Source organism: Rhizobiaceae bacterium (assembly GCA_023953835.1).
Lineage (GTDB): Bacteria > Pseudomonadota > Alphaproteobacteria > Rhizobiales > Rhizobiaceae > Mesorhizobium_G.
The window spans coordinates 144,935-155,701 of the sequence record JAMLJB010000004.1 but is presented as its reverse complement, the minus strand read 5'-3'; the positions used below and the strand labels follow the sequence as shown (position 1 = coordinate 155,701).

General features: G+C 60.0%; 18 protein-coding genes and 1 pseudogene. All 19 read right to left on the bottom strand.

The window, feature by feature from the left end; genetic code table 11:
* The coding region (locus M9924_22115; protein MCO5067064.1) for a hypothetical protein at nucleotides 1-194 on the bottom strand (194 nt) is incomplete at its 3' end.
* Nucleotides 195-262: 68 nt separating this feature from the next.
* Nucleotides 263-667, bottom strand: a complete 405-nt coding sequence (locus tag M9924_22110) for a hypothetical protein (GenBank protein MCO5067063.1) — start codon at nucleotides 665-667, stop codon at nucleotides 263-265.
* 76 nt (nucleotides 668-743) lie between these two features.
* Entirely contained in the window at nucleotides 744-2,843 is a 2,100-nt protein-coding gene (locus M9924_22105) for a ParB/RepB/Spo0J family partition protein (protein MCO5067062.1), read from the bottom strand.
* Nucleotides 2,844-2,950: 107 nt separating this feature from the next.
* Entirely contained in the window at nucleotides 2,951-3,286 is a 336-nt protein-coding gene (locus M9924_22100; GenBank protein MCO5067061.1) for a theronine dehydrogenase, read from the bottom strand.
* Between the two features lie 80 nt (nucleotides 3,287-3,366).
* A complete protein-coding gene (locus M9924_22095) occupies nucleotides 3,367-3,582 on the bottom strand; it encodes a hypothetical protein (protein MCO5067060.1) in 216 nt (71 codons plus the stop codon).
* A gap of 6 nt (nucleotides 3,583-3,588) precedes the next feature.
* Nucleotides 3,589-4,041: a hypothetical protein gene (locus M9924_22090; protein ID MCO5067059.1), complete on the bottom strand. Its 453-nt coding sequence runs from the start codon at nucleotides 4,039-4,041 to the stop codon at nucleotides 3,589-3,591.
* On the bottom strand, nucleotides 4,031-4,285 hold the full coding sequence (locus M9924_22085) for a type II toxin-antitoxin system prevent-host-death family antitoxin (protein ID MCO5067058.1): 255 nt from the start codon (nucleotides 4,283-4,285) through the stop codon (nucleotides 4,031-4,033). The genes M9924_22090 and M9924_22085 overlap by 11 nt, the downstream gene beginning before the upstream one ends.
* A 142-nt stretch (nucleotides 4,286-4,427) precedes the next feature.
* A complete protein-coding gene (locus M9924_22080) occupies nucleotides 4,428-5,429 on the bottom strand; it encodes a hypothetical protein (protein MCO5067057.1) in 1,002 nt (333 codons plus the stop codon).
* Between the two features lie 9 nt (nucleotides 5,430-5,438).
* Nucleotides 5,439-5,666 (bottom strand): hypothetical protein, encoded by a 228-nt coding sequence (locus M9924_22075; GenBank protein MCO5067056.1) that lies wholly within the window; start codon nucleotides 5,664-5,666, stop codon nucleotides 5,439-5,441.
* Entirely contained in the window at nucleotides 5,666-6,001 is a 336-nt protein-coding gene (locus M9924_22070; protein MCO5067055.1) for a hypothetical protein, read from the bottom strand. Before M9924_22070 ends, M9924_22075 begins: the two co-directional genes overlap by 1 nt.
* Nucleotides 5,998-6,552, bottom strand: a complete 555-nt coding sequence (locus tag M9924_22065) for a hypothetical protein (protein ID MCO5067054.1) — start codon at nucleotides 6,550-6,552, stop codon at nucleotides 5,998-6,000. The genes M9924_22070 and M9924_22065 overlap by 4 nt, the downstream gene beginning before the upstream one ends.
* Before the next feature lie 20 nt (nucleotides 6,553-6,572).
* On the bottom strand, nucleotides 6,573-6,830 hold the full coding sequence (locus tag M9924_22060; GenBank protein ID MCO5067053.1) for a hypothetical protein: 258 nt from the start codon (nucleotides 6,828-6,830) through the stop codon (nucleotides 6,573-6,575).
* 3 nt (nucleotides 6,831-6,833) lie between these two features.
* Nucleotides 6,834-7,274 carry a hypothetical protein gene (locus M9924_22055; GenBank protein ID MCO5067052.1) on the bottom strand — a complete coding sequence of 147 codons (441 nt, stop codon included), beginning with the start codon at nucleotides 7,272-7,274 and terminating at the stop codon, nucleotides 6,834-6,836.
* A gap of 71 nt (nucleotides 7,275-7,345) precedes the next feature.
* Nucleotides 7,346-7,582 (bottom strand): hypothetical protein, encoded by a 237-nt coding sequence (locus M9924_22050; protein MCO5067051.1) that lies wholly within the window; start codon nucleotides 7,580-7,582, stop codon nucleotides 7,346-7,348.
* Between the two features lie 12 nt (nucleotides 7,583-7,594).
* Nucleotides 7,595-7,822 carry a hypothetical protein gene (locus M9924_22045; GenBank protein MCO5067050.1) on the bottom strand — a complete coding sequence of 76 codons (228 nt, stop codon included), beginning with the start codon at nucleotides 7,820-7,822 and terminating at the stop codon, nucleotides 7,595-7,597.
* Entirely contained in the window at nucleotides 7,819-8,232 is a 414-nt protein-coding gene (locus tag M9924_22040) for a hypothetical protein (protein ID MCO5067049.1), read from the bottom strand. The genes M9924_22045 and M9924_22040 overlap by 4 nt, the downstream gene beginning before the upstream one ends.
* Before the next feature lie 51 nt (nucleotides 8,233-8,283).
* Entirely contained in the window at nucleotides 8,284-9,198 is a 915-nt protein-coding gene (locus M9924_22035) for a zincin-like metallopeptidase domain-containing protein (protein ID MCO5067048.1), read from the bottom strand.
* Nucleotides 9,199-9,410: 212 nt separating this feature from the next.
* Nucleotides 9,411-9,590: pseudogene (locus tag M9924_22030) on the bottom strand (DUF4158 domain-containing protein).
* 222 nt (nucleotides 9,591-9,812) lie between these two features.
* Nucleotides 9,813-10,733: an SMI1/KNR4 family protein gene (locus M9924_22025; GenBank protein MCO5067047.1), complete on the bottom strand. Its 921-nt coding sequence runs from the start codon at nucleotides 10,731-10,733 to the stop codon at nucleotides 9,813-9,815.
* Nucleotides 10,734-10,767: the final 34 nt, after the last annotated feature.

Below are 10,767 nucleotides of genomic sequence, written 5' to 3'. Positions count from 1 at the left end.
ATTGTCGAAGGATCGAGGGCGGTGGCATCGCAGACCGGCAGGCCGGCACTGATGGCACGGTATTTGACGGGTTGCGGCCCGTAGCCGGTCAACGTGCCATTTTCGTAGTTCAGGCAATAACCGCCGTGATTGATGAACAGATGGCCGCCTTCGGTGTCGAGGGCTTTCAGGATCCAGGGGGAAGGATCGAACATGATAAAACTCCGGAAACAGGAGAGCCGCGAAGGATCGCGGCCGTGTTGAAATAAGGAACGGGAAGGGATTAGCTGACGCTTCCGGCCGAGCGACCGGCGGCGGCCATGGCGGACGTGCGCCATTGGGCGAACCAGTCGACAAGGTCTGCGCCGCTGACCTCTTCGTCGGCGTCGAATTGCGGCCAGGCGTCGATGGCGGCGACGACGACTGACAGGAGTTTGTCGGCGAGGAAGGGGTTCACGCCGAAGAATTCCTCGGGGATGGACACGACTGGGCCGCTATAAGCGGCGTCGCGGCCTTTCCAGATGCCGGTGACGCGCGTCGGGCCGCAGGAATCGTAGTCCTTCTTGGCGCTTTCCCAATTTTCTTCGTCGATGGCCATTTGACAGGCGGTGGCGACGTCGGGAGCGTGGTAGGTCCTTTGCACGTAGACGGGCAGGTCGTAGGTGGTTTCGATCGTGAAGAGAGGCATGGCGGGTTCTCCGAAACAATGAAGGCCGCGTGGGCGTCACGCGGCCTTGGGTGAGGGGAATTGCGTGGATGAGACGCTATTCCGCGGCGTCCTTTAGAAAGGCCGGGATGTCGCCGTCGTCGTCATCGTCGTGTGCGCCGTCATCCTCGAGACTGTCGGGATCGTTGTCCGTGAGGTCGTCGGCCATCGAATCGTCGCCGGCCTCGGCGTCGAGCTCCATGTCAGCATCGGGATCGATGTCGTCATCGTACGTCGAGCCGTAGGACAGGTGATGGTTCTTGCGTTCGATGTATTCCCCGGTGAAGGCCATGCCGTCGGGCAGCCAGATCGAGGTGTGGCTGGCGATATCCGCCGTGAGACCGGCGGTCTTTTGCGGATCGTCGCCGAACGCGTGTTCCATGGCTTCGGCGATCTGGGCCTTCTTGTCTTTCGCATGATCGTCCGACCAGGTGGAGCTGATTTGTTCGCCGGCGACTTTGAGCGCGTAGCCCTTCTTGACGCGCTTCCAGTAGTGTTCAGCGTTCGGCCTCCAGCAGGATGCGACATCGACATCCATGCGCTTGCCGATGACCTCCAGCACGGGATTGGCATGAGGGTCGGTGGAAAGCGACTGGTTGACGCCGTATGCGGCACACCAGGCGAAGAGATCCTGCTTGGCACGGGGCTCGAGCGCCGACATGGCGTTGAAATCGTGCGGCTGGTCGAGATTGAGCCATTCGAGATTGAGCTTCTTCTTCAGCTGCTCGAGCATGGACTCGCCGATCGTGCCGGTCAGGACTTCTTTCGAGCGATGGACTTCGGCGGCCTTGACCGAGGTGCTGATCGGCTGGTTCGAGTAGGAGTGACCGAAGATGCCGACAACCATGGAATAGAGCAGGGCGTCGAACGCGGTATTGAAGTCGGCCGACAGATGGGCACGCAGGACCTGGTGACGGATGGCACGGATGTCGTCGATGACCGATATGGTTTCGCCGGCCGCGCTGCGGGCGGACGTCGCCGGATCGACGGAGGGGGAGTCCATTGGGGATGCCGGGCGATCTTCCGCCTTGGGCTTATCGTCGGGATGGACGAGGCCATACTCGATCCGGAACTCGCCCCTGTTGGAGTCGATGGAGACGATGACGCCGGCGATGACCTTCTGGTGTGCCGTGAAGGTGACTTCCTGGCTGTCGCTGATTTCTTCGTCGCGCTCATGGAGCTTGTTGTACTCCTGGTCGAGTTCCTCGGACCATTCGTCTTCGCCGACCTCATCGAGCTCGCGGATGCGCGAGTGGATCTTTTCCTGCTCGGCAGCGAGATCGTCGGAAAGAGGCAGAGGCTCGGGATAGACGCGGCCGTAGGATCGGAATGCGTCATAGGGGATGGAGAGCATCACGTCGGCCCATTTCCATTCGGCCTTCAGTTCGTCGGCTTTGGCCTGCAGCTTCTCCATGGCAAGCCTCTCGGCGAGGGCTGGATCATCGTAAAGGACGGAGTCGTCGTCGGAGAACAAATCGCGTGTGATGGTGCCGCCGGCGGCCTCGTAGGCGGCGTGGTCGATGAAGCGGGCAACAGACGAGGAGCCGCTGATCTTGGTTTTGGAGAGGGCGCCTTTGATGGACCATACGGATCCGTAGCGGCCTTCGCGCTCGAAGACTTCCTCCTGACGCGCATGATCGTCGGTGATGGTGTAGGCCTTGACCTGGTCGAGGTCGATCTGATGGTCGCGGAAGGCCTGGAGGATCTTGGGGGAAAGACGGGCGAGACGCATCCGGCCTTCGACAAAGCGGGCGGTGACGCCGAAGCGGTTGGCAACGGCTTCGATGGTGTTGCCCTTCTGGAGCAGACGATCGAATGCGAGAAATTCGTCGATCGGGAGCATTTTCAGGCGATGGAAATTTTCGATGAGGGAGGTCTCTTCCGCCTGCTCCTTGGATTCCACGAGGCAGGGTACCTTGTGATCCTTGGGGAGATCACCGGCGTCCTGCATGGCCCTGAGGACCTGTAGACGGCGGCCGCCGGCGTGAACATGGTATTCGCGGCCGACTTTATGGACGACGAGGTTCTGTTTGAGGCCGTTTTCCCTGATGCTGGCGGTCAGTTCGGCCATGTCGTCATCGCTGGGTGGCTGCTGACGAACGTTGAGCTTGCTGAGCTTCAGGCCTTTAAGGGGAAGCGAGACGAGCTTAGTGGTCATCATATGGCTCCTGGGAGCCGGGCGGGAGAACCTCTCTCCACTTGTTGAGCCCGGCATACCGGGCTCGCGTGCCTCTCACTTTCTCCGCTGGAGCCTGGTGCGGCGCATCAGATAGGGGATTTGCCCTGGAAGTAGGCGGGGCGCGCGGCGATCTCGCGGGCGATGAACTCGTCCGCGAAAAGGGGCGCAAGCCGCCTGACGCGCCGCTCGAGATTGCGCCGGCGCGCTGCTGCCTTGCGCTCGTCGCTCCAGCGCTTGATGGGCGCGGGAGGTGGAAAGTCGATGCAGATGGCATATCCGGCGCCTGGTTTCCAAAGGGCCATGACGGAGTCGGGACAAGGCCTGCCGGCGGGGACGTCTGCCCGTGCAAGTTCGCGGGGACCGGGCGGAGACAGGTGTGGAAGGCTCCAGCGCAAGGAATAGGTCCATAAGGCTGCGTTCATCGCAATCCTCCTGGTTCTCGGATGGACAGTTGAATGCCGTGGTGAAGATCGATCCCGTTGCCGATCGACCGGCGGCAGGATCAGGTGGTCGTGGTTCGCCGTTGCGTCAGGTAGGCTTTGAGCTCATCCTGGTTGTCGCGTACCCATTCGAGCGTTTTCAGCACGGATTCGAGCCGGAGATTGTGTTCGGCGATAACGCTTTCATCGCGGCCGCGGGCGCGTTGAAGATCACGTCGATATTGCTCGAGCAGTTCGCGCACTTCGTCGATCTGGGCATAGATGGATCGCTTCGGCATTGGTCGTTACCGCCGATTGATCCGAGCACCAGGCCGGAACAGATGAGGGCCGGCGGCCTTGACGACGCGTTCGAGGAAATGAAGGCTGAAGCGCCCGCGAGGGGTCTGGTTGGGATTGAAGACATAGGACAACTCGACGATGTCGTAATTGTACTCACTGACGGTGATCCAGGCGGGCCTGGATGGGGATAGGCCGGCGCGTCTGATTTCGGTCTCGGGGATCTCGATGGCGCGCTGTTCGGGGTGCGGCGGTTGAGATGAAACCGACAGGAGCGCGATGTGCGTATAGCCGCCCCTGTGGCGTACCGCCATGACGCAAGCGGTGCGCGGCTTTTTTGCGTTGACGGAGGTTAGAGGCCGATTTTCTGCGACAGCCTTGTTGCGTTCGTGGCCCCAGACATAGTCGTAGTGGAGAAGGGTGCCCTTTTTCAGTAGGTCGTGCGGCGAACTAGTCGTCATATCCCTCTCCACGGCCGAGCGCGTCGAATTGTTCGGCGAATAGGTCGGCGATATCGGGTGGAGTTTCACCTGCGAGGTATACGCGGCGCGGATCGTCGTGAGGGCGCAGCTCGTCATATTGTTCGGCAGTCATGATGACAAATCTCCTTTTGCCGTGACGGGTGATGTCGACAGGGCCGGTGTAGGCTGCCGCGACGACTTCACCGCATTTGTTTGCGAGTTCGGTGAGGGTGAAGGAGCGCATGGTGGATAGATCCTGCTGGGTGATGTTATCTCCATTAAATTAGGGAAAATCCCGAAAATCGGCAATGGTAGTCGGTCGATCTGCTGACCGGACACCGCGAAATTCGGGATTTTATGGATAATGTAAGTGGACGTCCGGACGGTCAGGCGGCGCGGCCGTCGAGGGCATTGTCCTCTTGCCTGAGTTGATCGGACAAGGCGATGAATCGCTGCCGATCGGCATGACCGCGCCTTACGCGGAACTCATCATCGACAACGTCGTTGACGCGTGCCCATTGGTTCCACGCGAAATGCCGGCCGAGGCCGATCGTGGTCGAGCTGCTGGGGAAACGGTCGGCGGTGTGGACCAGTTCATCCCAGCTAGCGCCGAATTCGACTGCGCTGAAGCGGCTATGCCGGCCGGTCAAGGCATTGCGCTCGAGGTGCAATGCCCGCTCAAGGAGATCGGGGTGATGGCCGGCGAGCCAGTAGAGCTCCCAGATCTTCGATGCCGGGCAGAAGAAGCAGGCAGATTTGATTGGCACCATGTCGGGGCCAAGCACATGCGAGATGATGCGCACGCAATCGGCGCGTGTCCAGCCGAGCAGTTGAAGCGGATAGACATAGTCGAAGTCGTTGTCGGCATTTGGCAAGGTCCGCGACCGGCGCATATCGGCGCGGCCGCAATCATAGCCGATCAGCTTGACGATGCGTTGGCCGCGCTGACGTGCTTCGAGCCAGATCGGATGCGGCTGGCAGGCATTGGGACCCGACTTCGCACCCTTGATGACCTGATCCTGTGGTTTTTGCTTCCATTTGATCGAGCAGGATTTTAGGCCGAAGGCCAGCGACGGCAGGGTTTCGTTGGCTATGCAGTTGCCATAGAGATCGTCATAAGCTGTCGAGGGCAGAGGCACCTTCCGGCAGATGGTGACAGGTGGCCAACCCCATTCGGCCAGGACTGCCTTCATGCGGTCGAGATGGATCATGGTCTCGGGTTTCTCGGCTGCGAGGTCGGCGAAGGAAATCAGATGTGGTCGGATGCCGGCGAGACGAAGTGCGATCAGCATGGCGGTGGAGTCGACGCCGGAGCCGTAGGAGACGGCAAGGAGCCGTCCCGCGAGCGCACGGTGCAGCCGAACGCGTTGAGAAGCTGTGAGCAGCATGAGAGTCTCCTAGCGGGCATCGACTTCGTCGGTCGGCGCGCTTGCGATCGAGCCGACGGGAATCTCGTCGATCTCCTGCAGATCGACCTGGTGCACGACGCCGCTTTCGTCGGTGATCTGGAATACGTTGGCGATCGAGCCGGGAGCACGCATCTGCTCCCAGGCCCAGCGGGCGGCTTCGACCGGATCGGCGAACTGTTCGGGACCGATCTCCCATGTGATGAGATAATTTGGCATCATTGGGCTCCCTTCGCCTTGTTTGCGAGCAGCCGTTCAAGCGCGGCCGCGCGCTGTTTTTCGTCCTTGATCAGGAACAGCGGGACGAAGCTCGGGACATCGAAGGTTGGTTCGACATAAGCGTCGTCGACCACCTTGGCCGGCAGCACCTTTTTGATGTCTGGCGTGTCAGCCAGCGCTGGATCGCACAGGCCGGTCAGGAATGCCGCCAGCTCTTCGCGATTGTCGATGCTGAGAGGGATTGTCGCGCTCGGTTTCAAGCCGAGTTCCTTGCGGTATGACTCGGCATCCTCTTTCAAGGCATAGAAGCGACGCTTGACGTTATAGACTTTCATGACGAGGCCTCCTTGGTCTGGGCGCGAGCCGCCGCCCTGGTCTTCAGGTCGATCTCCCAATCGGGGATGATCTCGACGCGAGGGCCGCGTGTCCTGGTCGCGCGCCGCCGGCGGATTCGTTTCTCTTTGTAGGCTGTGGCCCATTGTTGTGCCGTTTGTTCCTGGGCCTCGTAACGGGCGTTACGGGCTGTTTTCCAGATAGTGTAGAGCAAGGCGTATTGGACGCGTTCGGGCAGGCCGATTATGGTGGCTTCGAGATCGCCGCCGTCATAGAAGGACGGAATGCTAAGAACCTCTCTGCCGGAACCATTGTGCATCAGGATGTAGAGGTATCCGCGGGAATGGACGCCGGACATCCGCGCGAGTTTGATCGCATGGCTGGCATAAGTGACGGCGTTGCCGGAACCGCGCTTGAACACGCGGCTGTCACGCGAGGCGTTGTCGAATTCACCGAGAGGCGCGGCGATGATATCGAAGCCGTCGAAGGCTTCACATCGGCCGCGGTCGCTCTGTTCGTAGCCGTGGCCAAATCGGATAAATGCAGAGTCCATGACGTAGTCCTCTCTATTGCTCATGGGTTCAGGGCGGCATCGATGGCGATGCGCGACACCAGGGTGAAGTTGCAGGCCAGACCGCCGCTTTCCTGGCCACCGTCGGTTGTGAAGCTGATGTGGGAGCCGGCGGATTTGGAGACCGGCGTGCCGATCTCCGTAACGGTGGCGCGCATGAACGGCGCGGGACCGGCTTGCTGGCCGGTTGATCGAATGAAGGCGACAGCGTATGCGATGCGATCGCCGACCTGAAATTCGGGAGGGGTTCGCCGGGCCATCGGTCAAGCGTCCTCATTTTCAGTATCGGCCTGGACGCCATGCGTCGTAATGATGCCGATCTCGATCGCGTGGCGGATCGTGCTCTTGATGGCCTGGGGTTCGATGGTTTCGTGCCAGTCGCGCCAGAGCTGCCGCCGCCGCTTGTACTCGGCGCTGCCCTTCCATTCGTGGTAGGAGGCGAAACCGAGTTCCTTTCCCTGGTCGGCGCCAATGAAGGGAGGCTGATCAGCGAGTGGGGGCGAATTACCGGGATCAGGGAGACAACGGACATCGAAGACGCCGTCGGTGCCGTGCGCATTGTCGTCCTGGCCGTCATCATGGACCGCGAACCAATAGGTGCGTGGACCCTCGTGGAGGTCGTCGTTCCTGTAGACGTGATAGATCTCGACGCCCTTGTGTTCCATGAACAGCTCTGCGGGGCGGGATTCGGTAACGTATGGCATTTCTGGTCTCCTGAAACAGAAAGCCCGGCTCGATTGGCCGGGCTGGTGGGGGTGATTTTCGTGAAAGCTGGCTAGGTGCCGCGCGCCTCGCGATTGATGCGTGCGATCTCGCGCCGGAACGCCGCAAGCGGGCGTTCGCCTATGTCGAGCTTGCGCCCGTCGGGCAGGGGCAGATATCCGATGTAGCCGCGCATATTGTAGCAGAGCTCGCCGAAGCGGACGCCGTTAAGCATGATGTCGTAGCGCATCTTCGTTTCGAGCATTGAACGACGGCGCGCATTCTCGCGCAGAGCGACCTTGTGAGTCATGTTGAAGTCTCCTTATGGTTTAGCGGGAAGACGGGCCGCGATACGGCGATAGAGTTCGTCGCGGGCGGCATCGAGGGCATTGGCGCCGTAGGGAACAAACGTTTTCCAGAACGCGTAGCGCTCTTCCTCGGATGTGCCGATCCCGGCGAGCTGCTCGAGTTGACCGAAGGTGACAGCGTTTCGTGCGGCGTTCGGCCTCGGCACGGATAATGCGCTCCGGTGCGCCTTATGGACGGTCATGGCCGGTCTCCGGTATTGTTACGGAGATGATTGGCCAGCCAGGCGTTGGTGCTGATGCTATCGACGCATTCACGTCTGGTCAGGTCGATGAGATAGGCAGTGCCGCCAAAGGCGTCGAACCGGGGTTTCGAGCATGTTTCGGCCGTCTCGAACCCCCACAAGCCATTAAGATCGAACATTTCGGCGCAGAGCAGCACGAAGTCGACCACTGCGTCGGCACTGCCGGACTCCTCATCGTAGATCCACAGGGTCGAAGTGTTGTCGCAGAAGGGTTCGAGACGAAAACGATCGGCGTAAGGCTCGTTGGTCTCCTTCTGCAGCGAATAGGTATGAAGCTGGATGGCCGCGAGGGCATTCTCGGGCGTTTTGACGTCGAGCGTGACGGAGAAATGCGTGTAGTAATTGGCCATGGCAGGCGCTCCTCATTTGAGTTTTCGGTGTGATGAGCGGGCGAGAATGATCTAGGCGGCGTTCTGGCGCTGATCGGAGGCGGGCTGCAGGCCGTGCAGGAACCGTACGGCCTGTTCAGCGTGGGAAGCGGCCTTGAAAATGGCGCGCTTGTCGTTCTTCAGGCACTTGATCCAACTGGCGATATAGGCCGCGTGGTCTTCGCGCGGATGGTCCTCGATGCCGAGATCCGCGCAAATCATTGCAGCGCCCGTCTCTGCCACGGCTTCTTCCAGGGCATAGGCGTCATCGCCCCATTTCTTGCTGCCGAAATCGCGGGCGAGGCGATCGGCGTGCATGGTCCAGTGAACATGCTCATGCCCGAGGACGGAAATATATGAAGATGCCGATTCGAACGCCTCGAATACCGGCATGGCGATGAAGTCGCCGGAGGGCATGTAATAGGCGCGGTCTCCGCCGTGCTTAACGATTGAGCCGGTGTTTTTGAAGAATTCGTCGGCGTGCGGGATGCGTTCCTTCGCCGGCGTCTGTACGATGGGGGCGGGGTAGAACCGTTCGGGGAGATTGTCGATCTGGTCGCAGTTGAAGACTGAATACCCTTTAAGAAAGGGAATACGGCGCTCGACCTCTTCGCCGTTGTCGGCTTCCTCCGAACGTTCGATGGCTCCGGCGTAAACGACAAGGGTGGACTTGGAACCCTTGCGGACCTGCCCTCCGATTTCCTGGGACTGGCGATAGGTCATCCAGTAGGGCGAGGAGAAACCATTGGCGTTGCTCGACATCCAGAGCAAGACGGTGTTGATGCCGCGGTAGGGAACGGCGTTATGGCGAAGGGGTCGGTGCGACGTGCCGATTGCACCCCACGGCTGATGCCATGGTCGAACGCCGGCCTCGAGCTGGGCGATGATCGCGTCGGTAACGCGCTGATAGATGTCGGTGAGCGGCTTGGTCGATTTAGTCGAAGGCATGGACGGCTCCTCTGGTGAGGGCCGGAGGAGAGCCTCTCTCTCCCACGACGGCCCGTCACTGCGGGCCGGCCTGACTTTTACTCGACGGTTGAGGGAGGGCGGGGGCGGCTGCTGACGGCCGCCAGCCGGATCGGGAGCGCTCAGGCGAGATCGGTAAGGCTGAAATCATCACCCTTGTAGATTAGCCGCAGGCGGTGCTTCTTCGCTGCCGCATAACGAAGCGCGCAAAGCTGGAGCGCCAGTCCAAGCCGGGTGTCGTTGCGCCGCCGCGTTTCGAGTAGGCGACGATCATCCTCATCAAGGCTCCAGTACCGGATCAGGGTGTCGTCATCGGTGGGCAGGGCAAGAAAATTCTGCCGATCGGCATCCGTCAAAATCATGCGGCGGGGCATTGGTTCTCCGTCTGTCACAAAAAGACCGGAGATAACTGTTAACGGAGCTTACTTTGCACGACGGGTTATGTGACAATCTACAGGCTTTGGCGTTGCCTGTGACCTTGATCGCTATTTGGCACTAATTATCAGCGCTATGTGGCACCGTCGTGTAGCGCTCATTCAGCTGCCCTGTGGCTTCGCGGAGCGCATCCGATACACCAAATCTCGAAGGGATGCCCTTCAGTTGCCTCCTGCGAGCGCGCGTAAGCCACGCATTCTCACTCCGTTTTCGACCGTAATCGCGTGGCGTCTGAGCCCTGCGAAGAAGGTCGCGAAATCAGGAGATTCATAAACAAACATGTTCTTGCCAGAGCGTTCACCTTTGGTGTCATCGAACAGCACGATTTTGGGCACCGTGCGGCCCTCGCGATAGTCGAGGCAGAGCCAGATGTCCGAACCATGACTGCTGATCGGTATGAGATGATCGATGCCGGGAATATAGCTGCGCCAAGCGTCATCCGCGTCACCGAAGTCTATGCCATCAGAGAAACTGCCAAGAGTTTGCAGGCGTCCGAGCGGCGTGATATCCATACCTGGAAGCGCTGACAGCCAGATATTATAAGCTTCGTCGGTATCCGCGTCCGACGAGCCACCGAATTCATAGGGTGGGTCTTTCTCGTTGCTGGACAGATAGAAATCGGTATGCCCTCCATTCTGGAGAATGTAGAGATCGCGCAGGATCCGTGGAAATTCTATCCTAAGCCGCTGCTCTGTCGATCGGATTGCCTGTTGGGCTATCGTGACATCCCATGGCTTTTGCTCGTTCGAATAGTGCCGTGCGTAAAAGAATGTCGCGACCGTCGGGCCATCGCGCTCAATAACGATCCGCTCATCTGCCTGGGGGGCGCCACCGGCATCTCTCAATTCGACAAAGCGGTTGGTTAGAACGTCCTCGACCGCTCCGAGCCGCGTTCTGAGCTGATTGAAAACCTCGGGTGGCAGAAAAGCGCCGGGCTTCGCACCAAGCCATTCTCTGTTCAACCGCTCTCGCAACGGACCGATTTGGGCTGTCGAACTTGCGGTGTTCGCTTTGGCCTCTATTTCATCAAAAACAGTTTTGATGTGAGCCTCGAAGCTCTCCGCCGTCCACTCTGCTGCCATCGCTCCATCCTTCCAAATCGTGACAAGAGGCACT